This window comes from Azospirillum sp. VT-I1, from assembly GCF_055698305.1.
In genome coordinates, this window is sequence record NZ_CP168800.1 from 2,485,157 (window position 1) to 2,502,824 (window position 17,668).

Sequence of the window (17,668 nt, forward strand, 5' to 3'; positions counted from 1 at the left end):
AGGGGCCGAGCGATGCTTTCTCCCAAGCGCACGAAATTCCGTAAGGCCCACAAGGGCCGCATCCACGGGAACGCCAAGGGCGGCACCGCCCTGAACTTCGGCTCCTTCGGCCTGAAGGCCCTGGAGCCGGAGCGCATCACCGCCCGGCAGATCGAAGCGGCCCGCCGCGCGATCACCCGCGCGATGAAGCGTCAGGGCCGCGTCTGGATCCGTATTTTCCCGGACCTCCCCGTCTCCACCAAGCCCGCCGAAGTCCGCATGGGTTCCGGTAAGGGTTCGCCGGAGTACTGGGCGGCTCGCGTTAAGCCGGGTCGCATTCTGTTTGAGCTGGACGGCGTGCCGGCTGATGTGGCAAAAACCGCCTTCGCTCTGGCGGCCGCGAAGCTGCCGATCAAGGTGAAGCTGGTGACCCGCCTGGGCGGTGTCGAGGAGACCGCGGCATGAAGGCCGTAGACATTCGTACGAAGAGCGCGGATGAGCTGAACGATCAGCTCCTCCAGCTCAAGAAGGAGCAGTTCAACCTGCGTTTCCAGAAGGCCTCCGGCCAGCTGGAGAACACCGCGCGGGTGAACACGGTGCGCCGCGACATCGCCCGCATCAAGACCATCCTCGGCGAGCGTGCCCGCTCCGCCGACGCCGGCAAGTAAGGGGGATCATCCATGCCTCGCCGCGTTCTGCAGGGCACGGTGGTCAGCGACAAGTGCGACAAGACCGTTACGGTTCTTGTCGAGCGCCGTGTCATGCACCCCGTGTACAAGAAGTTCATTCGTCAGTCGAAGAAGTACGCCGCCCACGACGAGGGCAACCAGTTCAAGGTCGGCGATACCGTTTCGATCATCGAATGCCGCCCGATCTCGAAGTCCAAGCGTTGGACGGTCGTGACGGAGTCCGCCGCCGACAGCGGCGCCGCGTGATAACGAAAGGTCGTAAACAATGATCCAGATGCAAACCAACCTGGAAGTCGCCGATAACAGCGGGGCGCGCCGGGTGCAGTGCATCAAGGTGCTTGGCGGGTCCAAGCGGAAGGTCGCGACCGTGGGCGACGTTATCGTCGTCTCGGTCAAGGAGGCCATTCCGAAGGGCCGCGTCAAGAAGGGCGACGTGCATCGCGCCGTCATCGTCCGCACCGCGAAGGAACTGCGTCGGGAGGACGGGTCGGCGATCCGTTTCGACCGGAACGCCGCCGTGCTGATCAACAAGCAGGGCGAGCCGATCGGCACCCGTATCTTCGGGCCGGTCACTCGTGAGCTTCGCGGCAAGAAGTTCATGAAGATCATCTCGCTGGCGCCGGAGGTGCTGTAATGGCCGCCAAGATCAAGACCAAGGACAAGGTCGTCGTCCTGACCGGCCGTGACAAGGGCAAGACCGGCGAGGTGTTGAAGGTTTTCCCCAAGGAGAACCGTGCCGTTGTGCAGGGCGTGAACGTGGTGAAGAAGCACCAGCGTGCCAGCGCCCGCTCGCAGGGTGGCATCATTGAGATGGAGGCGCCGATCAACGTCTCCAATCTCGCTCACGTCGATCCCAAGGATGGCAAGCCGACCCGCGTCGGTTTCAAGATCCTTGAGGATGGCCGCAAGGTGCGTGTCGCCAAGCGGTCCGGCGAAGTCATCGACCTGTGAGGGCCCGGGCATGACCGCACGTCTGAAAGAAGTTTACGATTCCAAGATCCGCGCCGCTCTGAAGTCGGAATTCGGCTACAAGAACGACCTGGAAGTTCCGCGGATCGAGAAGATCGTGGTCAACATGGGTGTCGGCGAGGCTGTCGCCGACTCCAAGAAGATCCAGCTCGCCGTGGCCGAGATGGCCGCCATCACCGGTCAGAAGCCGGTGGTGACCAAGTCGCGCAAGTCGATCGCCCAGTTCAAGCTGCGCGAAGGCATGGCGATCGGCTGCAAGGTCACGCTGCGCCGCGACCGCATGTACGAGTTCCTGGATCGCCTGGTGACGATTGCGTTGCCGCGCGTCCGTGACTTCCGCGGTATCCCGGGTGACAGCTTCGACGGCCGTGGCAACTACGCCATGGGCGTCAAGGAGCAGATCATTTTCCCGGAGATCGATTACGATAAGATCGATCAGATCCGCGGCATGGACATCATCATCGTCACCTCGGCGAAGACCGATCAGGAAGCCAAGGCTCTCCTGAAGGGCTTCGACATGCCGTTCGTGAGCTGAGGCTGGAGCACGACCATGGCTAAGACCAGTGCCATCGAAAAGAACAAGCGTCGCGCCAAGCTGGCCAAGCAGTACGCCAACAAGCGTGCGCGCCTGAAGGCGATCGCGAACGACAAGACCCTCCCGCCGGAAGAGCAATTCGCTGCCCGCCTCAAGCTGGCCGAACTGCCGCGCAACTCCTCGAAGGTGCGCATCCGGAACCGCTGCGAAATGACCGGGCGTCCGCGCGCGTTCTATCGCAAGTTCAAGCTGTCCCGCGTCACGCTCCGCGAACTGGCCTCCACCGGCCAGATCCCGGGCATGACGAAGTCGAGCTGGTAAGGAGGGTCCGAGAATGTCTTTGAGCGATCCGCTCGGCGATATGCTGACCCGCATCCGCAACGGTCAGCACGCCCGCATGTCCGTTGTGGTTTCCCCGGCGTCTAAGCTGCGCGTCAACGTCCTGGAAGTTCTGAAGCGTGAAGGCTTCATCCGCGGCTGGTCCGAGGAAGAACTGCGTCCGGGCGTCAAGAACCTGAAGATCGAGCTGAAGTACCACGAAGGCGAGCCTGTCATTAAGCAGATCGCCCGTGTGTCGAAGCCCGGCCGTCGCGTCTACTCGAAGATCGCCGACCTGCCCCGTGTCTACAACGGGCTTGGTCTGTCGATCCTGTCGACCCCGCGCGGCGTGATGTCGGACAACGAGGCCCGCGCCGCCAACGTCGGCGGTGAAGTCCTCTGCCGCGTGTTCTAAGGGGGATTGGCAGATGTCGCGCATTGGCAAGCATCCCGTGCCGGTCCCGGCTGGCGTCGACGTGAAGGTCGACGGTCAGCAGGTGACGGCCAAGGGCAAGCTGGGGCAACTCAGCCTGACCCTGATCGACGACATCACCGCCTCGCTGGAAGACGGCAAGGTGGTGGTGAAGCCGGCAAACGACAGCAAGCGCGCCCGCGTCATGTGGGCGACCTCGCGCACCCTGATCAACAACATGGTCACCGGTGTCAGCCAGGGCTACACGATCAACCTCGAGATCAACGGCGTCGGTTACCGCGCGGCCGTGCAGGGCAAGGAGCTGGTCATGCAGCTCGGCTTCTCGCACGACGTGAAGTACCCGATCCCGGAAGGCATCACGATCAAGTGCGACAAGCCGACGGCCATTTCGGTCAGCGGCTATGACAAGCACAAGGTCGGGCAGGTTGCCGCCGAGATCCGCGGTTGGAAGAAGCCGGAGCCCTACAAGGGCAAGGGCATCAAGTACGAGACCGAAACCGTCCTGCGCAAGGAAGGTAAGAAGAAGTAACCGCCATGCTGAAGCCAAAGCAACTCCACGAGCGCCGCAAGCAGCGCGTGCGCGCGCAGATTGCCAAGAAGGCCGGCGGGCGCGTTCGCCTCTCGGTCTTCCGGTCGAATCTGCACATCTACGCCCAGATCATCGACGACGAAAACGGCAAGACGCTCGCGTCTGCCTCGTCGCTGGAGAAGGAGCTGCGCGAGCAGCTCAAGCACGGCGGCAACGTCGATGCTGCCAAGCGCATCGGCGGCCTGATCGCCGAGCGCGCCAAGGCCGCTGGGATCACCGAGGTCGTCTTCGACCGCGGTGGGTACATTTACCATGGCCGGGTCAAGGCCCTGGCCGACGCCGCCCGTGAGGGCGGGCTGTCGTTCTAAGGAGGCCCGGATATGGCACGTGAACGTGGGGAGCGGGACAACCGCGACCGGCAGCCGCGCGAGCGGGACCGGGAAGAGAGCGAGCTGATCGAAAAGCTCGTCGGCATCAACCGCGTCGCCAAGGTGGTCAAGGGTGGTCGTCGCTTCGGCTTCGCCGCTCTGGTCGTCGTCGGCGACGGCAAGGGCCGCGTCGGCGTCGGTTCGGGCAAGGCCCGTGAGGTGCCGGAAGCGATCCGCAAGGCGACCGATCAGGCCAAGCGCGGCATGATCCGTGTTCCGCTGCGCGAAGGCCGGACGCTGCATCACGACACCAACGGCCACTTCGGTGCCGGCAAGGTCGTGCTGCGGGCCGCCCCGGCCGGTACCGGCATCATCGCCGGTGGTCCGATGCGCGCGATCTTCGAGGCTCTCGGCGTCGCTGACGTCGTGACCAAGTCGATCGGCACGTCGAACCCGCACAACATGATCAAGGCGACCTTCGACGCCCTGACCCAGGTCACCAGCCCGCGTTCCGTCGCGGCGCGTCGTGGTCGTCGCGTGAGCGACATCCTCGGCCGTCGCGAGGCCGGCGCCGGACAGGAGGCCTGATCATGGCGGAGAAGAAGACCGTCGTCGTGACCCAGATCGGCAGCCCGATCGGCCGCAAGCACGACCAGCGCGAGACGCTGGTCGGTCTGGGTCTCAACAAGCTGCACCGGACCCGCGAGCTGGAGGACACTCCGGCCGTGCGGGGCATGATCGCCAAGGTCGCGCACCTGGTCCGCGTCGAGAACGAGGGCTGAGATCATGACCAAGCTTAACGACCTGCGTGACAACGCCGGTGCCCGCAAGGCGCGCATGCGCGTCGGCCGCGGTATCGGTTCCGGCAAGGGCAAGACCGCTGGCCGCGGCGTGAAGGGTCAGACCTCGCGCACCGGCGTGGCGATCAACGGCTTCGAAGGCGGGCAGATGCCTCTGCACCGCCGCCTGCCGAAGCGCGGTTTCCGGAACATCTTCGCCAAGGAATATTCGGTGGTTAACCTGGGCATGGTCCAGAAGGCCATCGACCTGGGCAAGCTGAATGCTTCCGAGACCATCGATGCCGCGGCGCTCAACGCCGCCGGCGTCACCGGCAAGGTGAAGAAGGACGGTGTCCGCCTGCTGGCCAAGGGCGAGCTGACCGCGAAGGTTTCCTTCACGGTCGCCGGCGCGTCCAAGTCGGCCATCGAGGCGGTCGAGAAGGCGGGTGGCAGCGTCACGCTGACCGCTCCCGCCGCCGAAGCCGCCGAGTAAAGTTCTGCGACAAGCCCGCGCTTGCGCGCGGGCTTTCGTGGCACTACAAAAAGCGAAGTCGCGAGGGGCGGCCTGCGTCATGCAGTGCCGCCCCGTTCGCGCTTACGGGACAGGGATTGGACCATGGCATCAGCGGCCGAGCAGCTTGCCGCCAACATCAATTTCGGGGCTTTCTCCAAGGCGACCGAGCTGAAAAAGCGGATTTGGTTCACCTTGGCGGCCCTGATCGTCTACCGGCTGGGCACCTACATCCCGCTGCCGGGCATTGATCCGACGATCCTCAGCGACGTCTTCAAGCAGCAGGGCGGCGGCATCCTCGGCATGTTCGACATGCTGGCCGGCGGCGCGCTCAGCCGCATGACCATCTTCGCGCTCAACATCATGCCGTACATCTCGGCGTCCATCATCGTGCAGCTGCTGACCGCCGTGTCGCCGCAGATGGAGGCCATGAAGAAAGAAGGCGAGGCCGGGCGCAAGAAGCTGAACCAGTACACCCGATTCGGCACGGTGGCGCTTGCCACGGTGCAGGCCTACGGCCTTGCGGTCGGCCTTGAGGCGATGCGCGGCTCCAGCGGGGCGGCGGTCATCGATCCGGGGCTGTTCTTCCGGGTCGCCACGGTCATCACGCTGGTCGGCGGCACCATGTTCCTGATGTGGCTGGGCGAGCAGATCACCGCCCGCGGCATCGGCAACGGCATCTCGCTGATCATCTTCGCCGGCATCGTCGCGGAACTGCCGCGCGCGCTGGTCAACACGCTGGAACTCGGCCGCCAGGGCGCCCTGTCGACGCTGTTCATAATCCTGATGCTGGTGATGGCGGTCGGCGTGGTGTTCTTCATCGTCTTCATGGAGCGCGCCCAGCGACGCCTGCTGGTGCAATACCCCAAGCGCCAGGTCGGCAACCGCGTGTTCGGCGGCGAAGCGTCGCACCTGCCGCTGAAGATGAACACGGCCGGCGTCATCCCGCCGATCTTCGCGTCGTCGCTGCTGCTGCTGCCGCTGACCGCGGTCGGCTTCGCCGGCGGCGAGGGGCCGGAGTGGCTGCAGGCGGTGTCGCGCTATCTCGCGCACGGCACGCCGCTCTACATGCTGCTGTACGCCTCGCTGATCGTGTTCTTCTGCTTCTTCTACACGGCCATCGTCTTCAATCCGGCGGAGACGGCCGAGAACCTGCGGAAGTATGGCGGCTTCATCCCCGGCATCCGTCCCGGCAAGAACACCGCCGACCATATCGACTATGTGCTTACCCGGCTGACGGTCATCGGCTCCGCCTACCTTGTGGCGGTTTGTCTCCTCCCCGAAATCCTGATATCCCAGCACTCGGTTCCGTTTTATTTTGGCGGCACCAGCCTGCTGATCGTGGTCACCGTCACGATGGACACGGTCGCGCAGATTCATTCCCACCTGCTGGCTCACCAGTATGAGGGATTGATCAAGAAATCGAAGCTTCGGGGGAGAAAGTAATGAACCTCATACTGCTCGGTCCGCCGGGCGCCGGGAAGGGGACCCAGGCGCGCCGTCTGGAAGACACGCGTGGCTTGGTGCAGTTGTCCACGGGCGACATGCTCCGCGCCATGGTGGCGGAAGGCGGACCGCTCGGGCAGCAGGCGAAGGAGATCATGGCCGCCGGCAAGCTGATGCCGGACGAGCTGATGGTCAGCATGATCGCCGAGCGCATTTCCAAGCCCGACGTCAAGAACGGCTTCATTCTCGATGGCTTCCCCCGCACCGTTGCCCAGGCCGAGGCTCTGGACAAGATGCTGGAGGAGAAGGGCCTGAAGCTCGACCATGTGATCGAGATGCGGGTCGTCGACGATGTCCTGGTGGAGCGGATCACCGGCCGCTACACCTGTGCCAAGTGCGGCAAGGGCTATCACGACAGCTTCGAGAAGCCGAAGGTCGAGGGCGTGTGCGACGTCTGCGGCAGCACCGAGTTCAAGCGGCGCGCCGACGACAATGCGGAGACGGTCACCACCCGTCTCGCCCAGTACCACCAGCAGACCGCGCCGATCCTGCCCTATTACCAGGGACGCGGCGTGTTGAAGGCGGTGGACGGCATGGCCGACATCGATGAGGTGACGAAGGAGATCGAGGCGGTCCTCGCAAGCTGAGGGTCGCATCGGGTCCGATGACAAAGGCCGCAGCCTCCGGTGGGAGGCTGCGGCCTTTGTCGTTCTTTGGTACTGGTCGGTCGAGCGACGCGATCAGGCAGCGGGCGTGCCGGGCGAGGGCGGGGCATCGGTCTGCGGCGTCGCCGGGGTGGCCGGCTCCTCCGTCATGGTGCGGTAGCGGGCCAGGATCCAGCCGAGATGGGCGGTGACGGCGTTCGCGGCGGCATCGGGGTCGCGGCGGGCGATGGCCTGATGGATGGCGCGGTGATGCTCGATCATCAGCGCCTCATGGTTCTCCATGAAGGGCTCGGTGTGCTTCATCTCGACCATGTTGCCGAGGATGTCGCGGATGGTGGAGAGCAGGTGCAGATAGACCGGGCTGCCGGACGCCTGGGCGACCGCGACGTGGAAGTCCATGTCGTCGGCGGCGCGGCCGCCGTCGCGGTTGGTCTCGCTCATCGCCGCCAGGATGCGGCCGATGGTGTCGATCTGCTCCTGCGTCGCCCGTTCGGCGGCACGGCGGGCGGCCCAGCTTTCCAGCGCCATGCGGATTTCCACGAGGTCGCACAGGTTCTGGTGGGTGCTGCGCACCATGGCGGTCAGCGCCCCGTCCATCATCCCGGCCGACGACACCACGCGGGTGCCGCCGCCCTGGACGGCGGTGAGGAAGCCCTGGGTCTTCAGCTTCTGCAGCGCGGCCCGCACAGAAACGCGGCTGACATGCAGCTGCTCGGCGAGTTGGCGTTCGCCCGGCAGCCGCTCCCCCGGCACCAGCTCGCCGCGCGCGATGCGGTCGAGAAGCTGTTGAGCCACCCACTCCGAAATGCGCTGCGAGGAGGAGGGGACGTGAGCGCTGTCGTCGGTGCCGGGCACTTGTGTTTCCCCTTTGGTCGGAAAGCGGTTCAACGGCGGTTGGTAATACCGGTAGCGGTCCAGGCGGGCCGGGTCAATGGCCGACAGACGGCCTGCGGCGCCTTGCCCGCGGGATGGAAATACAGGCTCGGCCGTCGGGCCGGCCCGTTGGATGTCAGCGGCTTCCGCGCCGGGCCAGCAGGATGCCCATCAGGATCACCGCGGCGCCCACCGCCTGCAGCGTGCCCAGCGGTTCGTCCAGCAGGAGCCAGGCGAGGATCGCGGCGGCGGCCGGCTGCAGCAGCAGGCTGACGGACGAGAAGGAGGCCGGCAGATGGGCCAGGGCATAGGCGATCAGGCTCTGCCCGCCGGCATGGCTGAACAGCGCCAGCCCGGCCAGCACCAGCCACCCGGCCGCGCTTGCCGGCAGCATCGTCTCGCCGTCATAGAGGCCCAGCGGCAGCAGCACGGCGGCGGTGATGACGCCGCTCCAGGTCATGATGGTGGCGGTGGAGAACTCCGCACGCAGATGTCCGACCGACAGGATGTAGCCGGCATAGAAGACGGCGGTCAGCAGTCCCAGCGCGTCGCCGAACAGATGGTCTGTGCTGAGCTGGAAGCTCTGCCCCATCAGCACGACGGCGCCGGCCAGCGCCAGCAGCATGCCCAGGACGAAGCGCCCGGTGATCCGCTCCTTGAACAGGAACCACGCCACCGGTGCCACGAACAGCGGCGCGAAATTCGCCAGCAGCGTGGCGTTGGCGACGGAGGTGTAACGGATCGAGGTGTGCCAGACCGCGAGGTCGCCGGCAAAGCAGAGCCCGGCCAGCGACAGCCGTCCGTAATCGGCGAGCGAGGAGGGGCGCCGGCTGGTGCGGCCGGCGGTGCGCTGCCGCGACTCGCTCATCATCCACAGAGCCAGAACCGGGGTCGCCAGCGCCATGCGCCAGAAGCCGATGGCGACCGGCCCGACATCGGACAGCCGGACGAAGATCGGGGCGAAGGCGATGCCCAGCGCGCCCAGCAGCAAGGCGATCAGGGCGATGCGCTGCGTCCGGGATGCATGGTCGACGGGGATGGCACTGGCGTCTGACATGGGCACGCTTATATCCGCCGATAGTTCGGCGGGCCAGCAGGACGCGCGTCATGGCTGCCGTGCGCGTCCTGGTTTCCCCTTTACGGTGTCGGCCCGGTGCAGCGCCCCAGAGCGTCAGCGTCAGCGTCAGCGCGGGCGGATGCGGCGCAGCGACACCGATTCGTCGTCCTCGGACCCGAAATCGTCATAGTGGATCGGGCAGCGACCGTCCTTGCGCGGCTTGTCCTTCACCGTGGCGGGATACCAGTCCCCCTTCCACTCCACCTCCACCCGCATGCCGGGCTGGCACAGCGAGGCGCCGGCCGGATAGCCGCCTGCGGACGCCGCCGGGGATTGAACCGGCGACTGGATCGGCGATTGGGCGGCGCCCGGCGGCATCGGGCTCAGCATCGGCGCCGCGGCCGGGGCCGGCTTGGGCTTTTCCTGGTCGCAGAAGGCGGTGCACACGGTCCTGGCGATCACCTGGCCGCCGCAGCTGCCGCCGAAACAGTCGCGGTAATCGGCCTCGCACCGGGCCTCGCAGCTGCTGTTGCCGCAGGAATAGGAGCGGTCGAAATCGCTGACCGACTTCTTGATCGGCTTCTTCTCCGCCTGCTGCCGGTTGACGTAGGCCTGATACTCGTAGAGTGCGCGCGACCGTGCCTCGTTCACGCAGGCCTGCTGGTTCAGGCCGCAGTTCTGGCGGCAGAAATTGCGGTTCTGCTGGCACTGGTTGACGCACAGCCGACCTTCCGCCGAGGTGGGCGGGATCAGGCTGTACTGCGTCTCATAAACGGGACCGCAGGCGCTGAGCAGCGCCATCACGGCAAGGCAGAGGGTGAGCAGGCGAAGCATGCGGGACGTCTTCCGGTGGGTTCGCGCGGAGAGGGATGGGGAGGGTAGCAGCTTGCCGATCGGGCTACCACCATCGGCCGCGCTTCCGCCCGGCGTGGCGGTTGCGTTAGGGTGGCATATGGTTGCCTCGACCCCGCAAGACTCCCCGCACTCACCCGGCTACTCCCCTGGCCATTCCCAGGACGGGCCGCCCGAACACCGGCAGCCGGTGACCGCGCCGGCGCCCGCGCCGCGAATCGCCGCTCCGCTGCTGGGGCCCGACGATCCGCCGCCGGCGACCACGCTGAACCAGGATGCGGGCGGGCCGCTGCTGCTGGTGTGCGACCACGCGTCGCGCGTGATCCCCAAGGCGCTGGGCGACCTCGGCCTGCCGGAAGAGCAGCTCTGCCGCCACATCGCCTATGACATCGGCGCTGCCGAGGTGACTCGGCGGCTGGCCGGGCGCTTCGGCGCCACGGCGGTGCTGTCCGGCTTCTCCCGGCTGGTGATCGACCCGAATCGCGCGCTGGAGGATCCGACCGCGATCCCGGTGGTCAGCGACGATGTGGTGATCCCCGGCAACCGCGCGCTGGATGCCGGGGAGCAGGCCCGGCGGGTGGAGGCGCTGTTCCATCCCTACCATGCGGCGGTGGCGGCGGCGCTGTCTGCCATCCGCGAACGCGGACAGGTGCCGGTGATGGTGTCGGTCCACAGCTTCACGCCGACCATGCGCGGGGTGGCGCGTCCCTGGCACATCGGCGTGCTGTGGGACAACGACCCGCGCCTGCCGGTGCCGCTGATCGAGGCGCTGGAGGCCGACGGGCGCTGGTGCGTCGGCGACAACCAGCCCTATTCCGGCCGCGGCACGCTGGGCGGCACGGTGGAAACCCACGCGACACCCGCCGGCTATCCCAACGTCCTGCTGGAGGTGCGGCAGGACCTGATCGCGACGCCGGAGGGTGCCGATCTGTGGGCGCAGGTGATCGGCGACGCGCTGGAACCGCTGCTGGACCTGCCGTCGCTGGCGACCATCCACCATTATCCGCGGGCCTGAACACGAGATGGAAGCCGCCGTGACCGAACCGTCCTTCACCATGGGCCTGGAAGAAGAATATCTGCTGGTGGACCGCGGAACGCGCGACATCGTGCAGAGCCCGCCGGAGGAGATGCTGGAGGCCTGTCAGGAGCAGGCGCCCGGCCGTATCCATCCGGAATTCCTGCGCTGCCAGATCGAGGTCGGCACGCCGGTCTGCAAGACGCTGGCGGAGGCGCGGGACGAACTGGCGGCCTTGCGGGCCACGGTGGCCGGAGTGGCCGGCCGCTACGGGCTGGCGCCGATCGCCGCCTCCACCCATCCCTTCGCGGCGTGGGAACCGCAGAAGCACACCAATCGCGACCGCTACAACATGCTGGCCCGCGATCTGGGCGCGCCGGCACGGCGGCTGATGATCTGCGGCATGCATGTCCATATCGGGATCGAGGACGACGACCTGCGCATCGACCTGATGAACCAGGTCCGCTACTTCCTGCCGCATCTGCTGGCTCTGTCGACCTCCTCGCCCTTCTGGCGCGGGCGCGACATGGAGCGCCGGTCCTACCGGCTCAGCGTGTGGCACGAACTGCCGCGCACCGGCATGCCCGCCGGCTTCCAGAGCTATGGCGAGTATCAGAGCCATGTCGCGGTGCTGGTCAATGCCGGGGTGATCGAGGATGCCAGCAAGCTGTGGTGGGACATCCGGCCGTCCTCGCGCTTTCCCACGCTGGAAATGCGCATCACCGACATCTGCACCCGGTTGGACGATGCGGTCACGGTGGCGGCGCTGTACCGCTGCCTGCTGCGCATGCTGTGGCGGCTGAAGCTGCGCAACGTCACCTGGAGGCCCTACAAGAACCTGCTGATCGAGGAGAACCGCTGGCGCGCCCAGCGCTATGGTCTGGACAGCGGGCTGGTCGATTTCGGCCAGGGCCGTATCGTGCCCTACGCCGACCTGCTGGACGAGATCATCGACCTGACCCGCGAAGATGCCGAGCATTTCGGCTGCACCGCCGAGGTCGAGCGGGCGCGCGAGATCGTGGCCCGCGGCACCAGCGCCCACCGCCAGATCGCGATCTACCAGGAGGCGCTCGCTGCAGGTGCCGGCGAGGACGAGGCGCTGCGCCGGGTGGTGGATTGGCTGGTGGAGGAGACGATGGTGGGGGTGGCGTCGTAAGGGCGTTCGCCCACCAGGGAGCGTCGTGCCCGGGTGGGTAAGGTGAACACGGATTTCACGGATTCGAACACGGATTACACGGTTTTTCGTGAACTTCGCGATGGTGCTGCCTCTTCGGAAAGCGGTCGCTTTGCCACGCCACATTCGTGAAATCCATGCTTCAATCCGTGAAATCCGTGTCGATCTTGCGGGCGTCGCATTCCTTCCCCTGACTCGGGAAGCCTCCCCCGACGCTCCGTCTCTCCAACCACCTTGACGCGCGCGTCATGTCTCCATACGCTTCCGCACATTCGATGCCGCTGGAATGCGGGTTGAACAGGGCTGGCAAATAAATAACTGACAAGCAGAGAGGGCCGCTCGACCATAAGCGGCCCTCTTTCCAATCCGAGGGGAGGGAGGGGCATGGCGGGCGCCAAGTTCCTGAAGTTCGATACGCAGACTCTTCATGCGGGGCAGCGGCCCGATCCGGCAACCGGGGCGCGGGCGGTTCCGATCCACCTGACCTCTTCCTACGTCTTCAGCGACGTCGATCAGGCGGCGGCCCTGTTCAACCTTGAACGGCCGGGCCACATCTATTCGCGCATCTCCAACCCCACCGTCGCGGTCCTGGAAGAAAGGCTGGCGACGCTGGAGGGCGGGGTGGGCGCCGTCTGCACCGCCAGCGGACAGGCCGCCATGACCCTGGCGATCATGACGCTAATGGGGGCGGGCGGGCACATCGTCGCCTCCTCCTCCATCTATGGCGGCAGCCGCAACCTGCTGGCCTACACGCTGCCGCGATTCGGCATCACCACGACCTTCGTCCATCCGCGCGACCTCGACGACATCCGCGCGGCGATCCGGCCGGAAACCCGGCTGGTCTTCGGCGAGGTGCTGGGCAATCCGGGGCTGGAGGTGCTGGACGTGCCGAAGGTCGCGGCCATCGCGCACGAGGCGGGCATCCCGCTGATGATCGATTCGACCTTCACCACCCCCTATCTCTGCCGTCCGTTCGAGCATGGCGCCGACATCATCATGCATTCCTGCACCAAGTGGCTGAGCGGCCACGGCACCGCCATCGGCGGTGTGGTGATCGACGGCGGCCGGTTCGATTGGGAAGCCTCGGGCAAGTTCCCGACCCTGACCGAGCCCTATGCCGGTTATCACGGCATCGATTTCGCCGAGGAATACGGCCCGGCCGCCTTCATCGCCCGCGCCCGGGCCGAGGGCCTGCGCGATTTCGGCGCCTGCATGAGCCCGATGAACGCCTTCCAGATCCTGCAGGGGGTGGAAACGCTGCCGCTGCGGATGAAGTGCCACATCCACAACGCCCGCAAGGTGGTCTGCTTCCTGGAAGGGGAGCTGAATGCGGAAAAGGGCGCCGTCGCCTGGGTCTCCTACCCGGAACTGGTGGACCATCCCGACCATGCTTTGGCCTCCCGGTTGCTGCCGCACGGCGCCGGGTCCATCATCTCCTTCGGCATCCGCGGGAGTGGGGAGGGCGGCAGCCGCGAGGCGGGACGCCGCTTCATCGAGTCGCTGACCCTGTTCTCGCACCTCGCCAATGTCGGCGACGCCAAGTCGCTGGTCATCCATCCCGCCAGCACCACCCACGCCCAGCTGGATGCGGAGGCGCTCGCCGCTGCCGGGGTGGGGGAGGACATGATCCGCCTGTCCATCGGGCTTGAGGATTGCGAAGACCTGATCGACGACCTGAAGCAGGCGCTGCGCGCCGCCACCAAGGGCTGAGGGCCGCGCCATGCAGCTGACCGTCAACGGAACACCCGTCTTCGTCCACACCGGCGGCCGGGAGATCGATCCCGCCCGTCCCGCAATCGTCCTGATCCACGGCGCCGGCATGGACCACAGCGTGTGGAGCCTGCAAAGCCGCTACCTCGCCCACCATGGCCGCTCGGTGCTGGCGGTGGACCTGCCGGGCCATGGCCGCTCCGGCGGGGAGCCGTTGGGCAGCATCGCCGCCATCGCCGACTGGGTGATAGCTCTACTGGACGCCGCCGGCCTGGAGCGGGCGGCGCTGGTCGGCCATTCCATGGGTGCGCTGGTGGCGTTGGACGCCGCCGCCCGCCATGGCGCGCGGGTCGAGGCCGTCGCCCTGCTGGGCGTGGCGGAACGGATGCCGGTTCACCCGGACCTGCTGGCTGCCGCCCATGCCGGCGAGCAGTCGGCCATCGAGATGGTTGTCGGATGGGGCCATGGGCCGCGTGGCCATGGCGGCGCCCAGGGTGGCAGCTGCCCGACGCCGGGCCTAGCTCTGATCCCCGGCGGGCGCCGGCTGATGGCGTCGGTCCGGCCGGGCGTGCTGGGGGTCGATCTCGCCGCCTGCAATGAATACGGGCAGGGGGCGGATGCCGCCGCCGCGGTTGCCTGTCCTGTCCTGTTCCTGCTGGGCGCGCTGGACAAGATGACTCCGGCCAAGGCAGGACGCGCACTGGCGGCGCGAGTCAAGTCTTCGCAGGTCGTCGTCCTGTCCCAGACCGGGCATATGGTGATGACCGAGTCCCCCGACGCCGTTCTGGACGCGCTGACCTCTTTCCTGTCCTTGCGACGGGGATGACGGTTTCAGCGTCGAAACCATCGGGGCGCGACCCGAGTTTTTCTGACATACCCTGTTAATAATCTGCTGCCTACTCTGACCGGCGGGGCCGGGTTGCCGCACCGATGCGAACGGTCGGCAAACCGGTCCAACCATTCATTGCCGGTTCGGAGGCGTCATCTTGCAGTCAGGAGAGCCGTCGGTCGGGCCCCCGTGCCGCGTGTCGGACGGAGCGGTTGCGGTGCTGTCGGTGGACGGCCGGGTTCTCAGCATCGCCGAGGCGATGGTTGACCTGCTGGGCCACCCGCCCGGGTCGCTCACCGGCGCCACTCTGGACCGGCACATCCACCCGGAGGATTTAGAGGAGGCGCAGCGGCGGCTTCTGATTCGCGCTGCCGCGCCCGCGGGCAGCAGCGGCCGTGCCGTCTTCCGCTTCCGCCATGCCGACGGCGGCTGGCACTGGCTGGAGGCGACGGTCCGCAACGAACTTGCGAATCCCGCGATCAGCGGGCTGCTCCTGACCGTCCGCGACGTCAGCGACGTCATCGCCCTGTCGGAACGGCTGCGCGCCAGCGAAGCGCGCTACCGCACCCTGGCGGATGCGGTGCCGGTCGGCATCCTGCAGGCCGACGCGACCGGTCAGGTGGTCTTCGCCAACGCCCGCCTTGCGGCCATCACCGGGCTGGAGCCCGATCGGCTGCTCGGCGACGGCTGGCTCGGTGCCGTCCATCCCGACGACCGGGCGCGGGTGGAGGCGGACTGGCGGATCGAGCCGGGCGGGGAGCCCCAGCTGACCGATTTCCGCTTCCGCGATCCGCAGGGGGCGGGCACCGACCGCCGGGTGCTGTGCCAGCGCATCAGGATGGAGGAAGGCGGCACTGTCGCCACCATCACCGACGTCAGCGAATATCTGCACACCGCCAACGCCCTGCGCCTGTCGGAGGCGCGCAACGAAGCCATCCTCGACACGGTCGCCGAAGCCATCCTCACCGTCGACGAGGCCGGCATCCTGCTCGGCTTCAACCGCGCGGCGGAGGCGATGTTCGGCGTGGTGGCCGGCGATCTGCTGTGGCGTCCGCTCGACCGGCTGATTCCGCTGGCCCATCTGCGGGAGGAGGGCGGCGTCCGGCTGGAATTCGCCCCCGGACAGACCACGGCCCTGGTCGCCCGCGACCGCGCCGCCGAGGCGGAGCGCGCCGACGGCACCCGATTCCCGGTGGAACTGTCGGTCAGCGCGAGCGAGGTGGAGGGGCGGCGGATCTATACCGCCATCCTGCGCGACGTGACCGAACGACGCCGGGCGGAAGCCGAGCTGCGGGCCGCCAAGGAGGCGGCGGAGGCGGCCGACCGCGCCAAGTCGACCTTCATCGCCAGCATGAGCCATGAGCTGCGCACCCCGCTGAACGCGGTGATCGGCTTCTCCCAAGTGCTGGAGGCGCGAACGGACGCGCAGCCGGCGGAGGGGCAGGGGCAGGGGCAGGAGCGCCAGCGCGACTGCGTCGTCGCCATCCGGCAGGCCGGCGAACGGCTGTTGGCCATCATCGACGATATCCTCGACATGGCGCAGGTCGAGGCCGGCGGCCTGTCGCTGGCCGAGGAACCGGTCGACCTCTCGGCGCTTGCCGCCCAGGTGGTCGCGGACCTGGAGTTCCAGGCCTCGCGCCAGGGGGTGACGGTGGAGGTTGCGGCCGACGGCGATCTGCCGCCGGTGCGGGGCGACGCGCGGCGCCTGCGCCAGGCGCTGGGCAATCTGCTGTCCAACGCCATCAAGTTCAGCCATCCGCAGGGCACCGTCACCCTGGCCATGGCGCCCGCCGCCGACGGCTGGGTGGAGATGGCGGTGCGCGACCGCGGCATCGGCATGCAGGCGGAGGATATCGCGACCGCCCTGACCCCCTTCGCCCAGATCGACCAGACCGTCACCCGCCGCTATGAGGGGCTTGGGCTCGGCCTGCCGCTCGCCGTCCGTCTGGTGGAGGCTCATGGCGGCACCTTGGCGCTGGACAGCGCGCCAGGACGGGGCTGCACCGCGACCGTCCGGCTGCCGCCCTCACGCGTCATGACCATCGAGGACATGCTGGCGGCCATGATGTGAGCGGGAGGCGACCCGGGCGCCCCATATCCTGACGCCTTTTCTGGCCCGATGCGCCGGGATGTGCCAAAAGCTGTCGCCATCCTTGCCCGCGGCGACGGGCGGCTTAGTGAAGGTGGGTGTGCGATGGCGGGTCCGGACAAGACGATGGGTGTGCCGAAGGACGCCGTGGTGCTGGTCAGCGGCGGTCTCGATTCGACGACGGTGCTCGCCATCGCCAAGGCCGAGGGCTATCGCGTCAACGCGCTCAGCTTCCGCTACGGCCAGCGCCATTCGGTGGAGTTGGAGGCGGCAAAGCGCGTGGTCGCGGCGATGGGGGTGGAGCGGCATGTGATCGCCGACATCGATCTGCGCGCCTTCGGCGGCTCAGCCCTCACCGACAGCATCGACGTGCCCAAGCACGGCAGCGCCGCCGATCTGCAGGCCGATCTGGGCCAGGGCATTCCCGTCACCTATGTGCCGGCGCGCAACACCGTCTTCCTGTCCTTCGCGCTGGCCTGGGCGGAAACGCTGGGAGCGTCAGACCTGTTCATCGGCGTCAACGCGCTGGATTACTCCGGCTATCCCGACTGCCGCCCGGAATACATCGCGGCCTTCGAAACGCTGGCCAACCTCGCCACCAGGGCCGGGGTGGAGGGCACCAGCCGGTTCAGGATCCACGCGCCGCTGATGACGCTGGACAAGGCCGGGATCGTCCGCCGCGGGCTGGAGCTTGGGGTGGACTACGGCCTCACCCACTCCTGCTACGATCCGACGCCGGAAGGGCTGTCCTGTGGCGCCTGCGACAGCTGCCTGCTGCGGCTGAAGGGATTTGCCGAAGCCGGGTTGAGCGACCCGATCCGTTACGACACCGGAACGGCATCGTAACG

General features: G+C 67.3%; 24 protein-coding genes. 21 read left to right on the forward strand and 3 right to left on the reverse strand.

Going from position 1 to position 17,668, the window contains the following annotated elements:
* The first annotated feature begins 12 nt into the window (after window positions 1-12).
* The 15 genes from rplP to AB8P05_RS12005 all read left to right on the forward strand — a co-directional run bounded on the left by rplP (window position 13) and on the right by AB8P05_RS12005 (window position 7,203).
* Window positions 13-444, forward strand: a complete 432-nt coding sequence (gene rplP, locus AB8P05_RS11935; RefSeq protein WP_014246894.1) for a 50S ribosomal protein L16 — start codon at window positions 13-15, stop codon at window positions 442-444.
* Window positions 441-647 (forward strand): 50S ribosomal protein L29, encoded by a 207-nt coding sequence (rpmC, locus tag AB8P05_RS11940; RefSeq protein WP_012973213.1) that lies wholly within the window; start codon window positions 441-443, stop codon window positions 645-647. Before rplP ends, rpmC begins: the two co-directional genes overlap by 4 nt.
* A 12-nt stretch (window positions 648-659) precedes the next feature.
* Window positions 660-914 carry a 30S ribosomal protein S17 gene (gene rpsQ, locus AB8P05_RS11945; protein ID WP_042694099.1) on the forward strand — a complete coding sequence of 85 codons (255 nt, stop codon included), beginning with the start codon at window positions 660-662 and terminating at the stop codon, window positions 912-914.
* A 19-nt stretch (window positions 915-933) separates the two neighbouring features.
* The gene (gene rplN / locus AB8P05_RS11950) at window positions 934-1,302 is read left to right on the forward strand and encodes a 50S ribosomal protein L14 (RefSeq protein WP_012973215.1); all 369 of its coding nucleotides are present in this window, start codon (window positions 934-936) and stop codon (window positions 1,300-1,302) included.
* A complete protein-coding gene (gene rplX / locus AB8P05_RS11955; protein ID WP_014246896.1) occupies window positions 1,302-1,619 on the forward strand; it encodes a 50S ribosomal protein L24 in 318 nt (105 codons plus the stop codon). Before rplN ends, rplX begins: the two co-directional genes overlap by 1 nt.
* A gap of 10 nt (window positions 1,620-1,629) precedes the next feature.
* Entirely contained in the window at window positions 1,630-2,172 is a 543-nt protein-coding gene (rplE, locus tag AB8P05_RS11960; protein WP_012973217.1) for a 50S ribosomal protein L5, read from the forward strand.
* 15 nt (window positions 2,173-2,187) lie between these two features.
* Window positions 2,188-2,493, forward strand: coding sequence for a 30S ribosomal protein S14 (gene rpsN, locus AB8P05_RS11965; protein ID WP_012973218.1), 306 nt, complete (start codon window positions 2,188-2,190; stop codon window positions 2,491-2,493).
* A gap of 13 nt (window positions 2,494-2,506) precedes the next feature.
* A complete protein-coding gene (gene rpsH, locus AB8P05_RS11970; RefSeq protein WP_042694090.1) occupies window positions 2,507-2,905 on the forward strand; it encodes a 30S ribosomal protein S8 in 399 nt (132 codons plus the stop codon).
* 13 nt (window positions 2,906-2,918) lie between these two features.
* Complete coding sequence (rplF, locus tag AB8P05_RS11975; protein ID WP_149225497.1) at window positions 2,919-3,452, forward strand: 50S ribosomal protein L6; 534 nt, start codon at window positions 2,919-2,921, stop codon at window positions 3,450-3,452.
* A 5-nt stretch (window positions 3,453-3,457) separates the two neighbouring features.
* Window positions 3,458-3,820: a 50S ribosomal protein L18 gene (gene rplR, locus AB8P05_RS11980; protein ID WP_063633870.1), complete on the forward strand. Its 363-nt coding sequence runs from the start codon at window positions 3,458-3,460 to the stop codon at window positions 3,818-3,820.
* 12 nt (window positions 3,821-3,832) lie between these two features.
* The gene (gene rpsE / locus AB8P05_RS11985) at window positions 3,833-4,408 is read left to right on the forward strand and encodes a 30S ribosomal protein S5 (protein WP_455170995.1); all 576 of its coding nucleotides are present in this window, start codon (window positions 3,833-3,835) and stop codon (window positions 4,406-4,408) included.
* 2 nt (window positions 4,409-4,410) lie between these two features.
* Complete coding sequence (rpmD, locus tag AB8P05_RS11990; RefSeq protein ID WP_014246903.1) at window positions 4,411-4,602, forward strand: 50S ribosomal protein L30; 192 nt, start codon at window positions 4,411-4,413, stop codon at window positions 4,600-4,602.
* A 4-nt stretch (window positions 4,603-4,606) separates the two neighbouring features.
* Window positions 4,607-5,092, forward strand: a complete 486-nt coding sequence (gene rplO / locus AB8P05_RS11995) for a 50S ribosomal protein L15 (protein WP_455170997.1) — start codon at window positions 4,607-4,609, stop codon at window positions 5,090-5,092.
* A gap of 123 nt (window positions 5,093-5,215) precedes the next feature.
* Window positions 5,216-6,556 (forward strand): preprotein translocase subunit SecY, encoded by a 1,341-nt coding sequence (gene secY, locus AB8P05_RS12000; RefSeq protein WP_455170998.1) that lies wholly within the window; start codon window positions 5,216-5,218, stop codon window positions 6,554-6,556.
* The gene (locus AB8P05_RS12005) at window positions 6,556-7,203 is read left to right on the forward strand and encodes an adenylate kinase (protein WP_014246906.1); all 648 of its coding nucleotides are present in this window, start codon (window positions 6,556-6,558) and stop codon (window positions 7,201-7,203) included. The genes secY and AB8P05_RS12005 overlap by 1 nt, the downstream gene beginning before the upstream one ends.
* Window positions 7,204-7,296: 93 nt before the next feature.
* On the opposite strand, the gene AB8P05_RS12010 is transcribed toward AB8P05_RS12005, so the two are convergent.
* From AB8P05_RS12010 to AB8P05_RS12020, 3 genes are all read right to left on the reverse strand, one after another.
* Complete coding sequence (locus AB8P05_RS12010) at window positions 7,297-8,076, reverse strand: FadR/GntR family transcriptional regulator (RefSeq protein WP_472758083.1); 780 nt, start codon at window positions 8,074-8,076, stop codon at window positions 7,297-7,299.
* Window positions 8,077-8,230: 154 nt separating this feature from the next.
* Entirely contained in the window at window positions 8,231-9,151 is a 921-nt protein-coding gene (locus tag AB8P05_RS12015) for a DMT family transporter (protein WP_472758084.1), read from the reverse strand.
* A 126-nt stretch (window positions 9,152-9,277) separates the two neighbouring features.
* Window positions 9,278-9,985 carry an MBT domain-containing protein gene (locus AB8P05_RS12020; RefSeq protein WP_472758085.1) on the reverse strand — a complete coding sequence of 236 codons (708 nt, stop codon included), beginning with the start codon at window positions 9,983-9,985 and terminating at the stop codon, window positions 9,278-9,280.
* A 208-nt stretch (window positions 9,986-10,193) separates the two neighbouring features.
* Between AB8P05_RS12020 and AB8P05_RS12025 the strand changes: the two genes are divergently transcribed.
* The 6 genes from AB8P05_RS12025 to queC all read left to right on the forward strand — a co-directional run bounded on the left by AB8P05_RS12025 (window position 10,194) and on the right by queC (window position 17,666).
* Window positions 10,194-11,018, forward strand: coding sequence for an N-formylglutamate amidohydrolase (locus tag AB8P05_RS12025; protein ID WP_472758086.1), 825 nt, complete (start codon window positions 10,194-10,196; stop codon window positions 11,016-11,018).
* A 19-nt stretch (window positions 11,019-11,037) separates the two neighbouring features.
* Window positions 11,038-12,174, forward strand: coding sequence for a carboxylate-amine ligase (locus AB8P05_RS12030; RefSeq protein ID WP_472758087.1), 1,137 nt, complete (start codon window positions 11,038-11,040; stop codon window positions 12,172-12,174).
* Between the two features lie 402 nt (window positions 12,175-12,576).
* Window positions 12,577-13,902, forward strand: a complete 1,326-nt coding sequence (locus AB8P05_RS12035) for an O-acetylhomoserine aminocarboxypropyltransferase (protein ID WP_472758088.1) — start codon at window positions 12,577-12,579, stop codon at window positions 13,900-13,902.
* 10 nt (window positions 13,903-13,912) lie between these two features.
* Window positions 13,913-14,728 (forward strand): alpha/beta fold hydrolase, encoded by an 816-nt coding sequence (locus tag AB8P05_RS12040; RefSeq protein ID WP_472758089.1) that lies wholly within the window; start codon window positions 13,913-13,915, stop codon window positions 14,726-14,728.
* Between the two features lie 199 nt (window positions 14,729-14,927).
* Window positions 14,928-16,802 carry a PAS domain S-box protein gene (locus tag AB8P05_RS12045; RefSeq protein ID WP_472758090.1) on the forward strand — a complete coding sequence of 625 codons (1,875 nt, stop codon included), beginning with the start codon at window positions 14,928-14,930 and terminating at the stop codon, window positions 16,800-16,802.
* A 123-nt stretch (window positions 16,803-16,925) separates the two neighbouring features.
* Window positions 16,926-17,666 carry a 7-cyano-7-deazaguanine synthase QueC gene (gene queC / locus AB8P05_RS12050; protein ID WP_455171008.1) on the forward strand — a complete coding sequence of 247 codons (741 nt, stop codon included), beginning with the start codon at window positions 16,926-16,928 and terminating at the stop codon, window positions 17,664-17,666.
* Window positions 17,667-17,668 lie beyond the last annotated feature (2 nt).

Coding starts and splice junctions, on each gene's coding strand:
- rplP (WP_014246894.1), top strand. CDS start 13: ATGCTTTCTCCCAAGCGCACGAAATTCCGTAAGGCCCACAAGGGCCGC.
- rpmC (WP_012973213.1), top strand. CDS start 441: ATGAAGGCCGTAGACATTCGTACGAAGAGCGCGGATGAGCTGAACGAT.
- rpsQ (WP_042694099.1), top strand. CDS start 660: ATGCCTCGCCGCGTTCTGCAGGGCACGGTGGTCAGCGACAAGTGCGAC.
- rplN (WP_012973215.1), top strand. CDS start 934: ATGATCCAGATGCAAACCAACCTGGAAGTCGCCGATAACAGCGGGGCG.
- rplX (WP_014246896.1), top strand. CDS start 1,302: ATGGCCGCCAAGATCAAGACCAAGGACAAGGTCGTCGTCCTGACCGGC.
- rplE (WP_012973217.1), top strand. CDS start 1,630: ATGACCGCACGTCTGAAAGAAGTTTACGATTCCAAGATCCGCGCCGCT.
- rpsN (WP_012973218.1), top strand. CDS start 2,188: ATGGCTAAGACCAGTGCCATCGAAAAGAACAAGCGTCGCGCCAAGCTG.
- rpsH (WP_042694090.1), top strand. CDS start 2,507: ATGTCTTTGAGCGATCCGCTCGGCGATATGCTGACCCGCATCCGCAAC.
- rplF (WP_149225497.1), top strand. CDS start 2,919: ATGTCGCGCATTGGCAAGCATCCCGTGCCGGTCCCGGCTGGCGTCGAC.
- rplR (WP_063633870.1), top strand. CDS start 3,458: ATGCTGAAGCCAAAGCAACTCCACGAGCGCCGCAAGCAGCGCGTGCGC.
- rpsE (WP_455170995.1), top strand. CDS start 3,833: ATGGCACGTGAACGTGGGGAGCGGGACAACCGCGACCGGCAGCCGCGC.
- rpmD (WP_014246903.1), top strand. CDS start 4,411: ATGGCGGAGAAGAAGACCGTCGTCGTGACCCAGATCGGCAGCCCGATC.
- rplO (WP_455170997.1), top strand. CDS start 4,607: ATGACCAAGCTTAACGACCTGCGTGACAACGCCGGTGCCCGCAAGGCG.
- secY (WP_455170998.1), top strand. CDS start 5,216: ATGGCATCAGCGGCCGAGCAGCTTGCCGCCAACATCAATTTCGGGGCT.
- AB8P05_RS12005 (WP_014246906.1), top strand. CDS start 6,556: ATGAACCTCATACTGCTCGGTCCGCCGGGCGCCGGGAAGGGGACCCAG.
- AB8P05_RS12015 (WP_472758084.1), bottom strand. CDS start 9,151: ATGTCAGACGCCAGTGCCATCCCCGTCGACCATGCATCCCGGACGCAG.
- AB8P05_RS12020 (WP_472758085.1), bottom strand. CDS start 9,985: ATGCTTCGCCTGCTCACCCTCTGCCTTGCCGTGATGGCGCTGCTCAGC.
- AB8P05_RS12035 (WP_472758088.1), top strand. CDS start 12,577: ATGGCGGGCGCCAAGTTCCTGAAGTTCGATACGCAGACTCTTCATGCG.
- AB8P05_RS12040 (WP_472758089.1), top strand. CDS start 13,913: ATGCAGCTGACCGTCAACGGAACACCCGTCTTCGTCCACACCGGCGGC.
- queC (WP_455171008.1), top strand. CDS start 16,926: ATGGCGGGTCCGGACAAGACGATGGGTGTGCCGAAGGACGCCGTGGTG.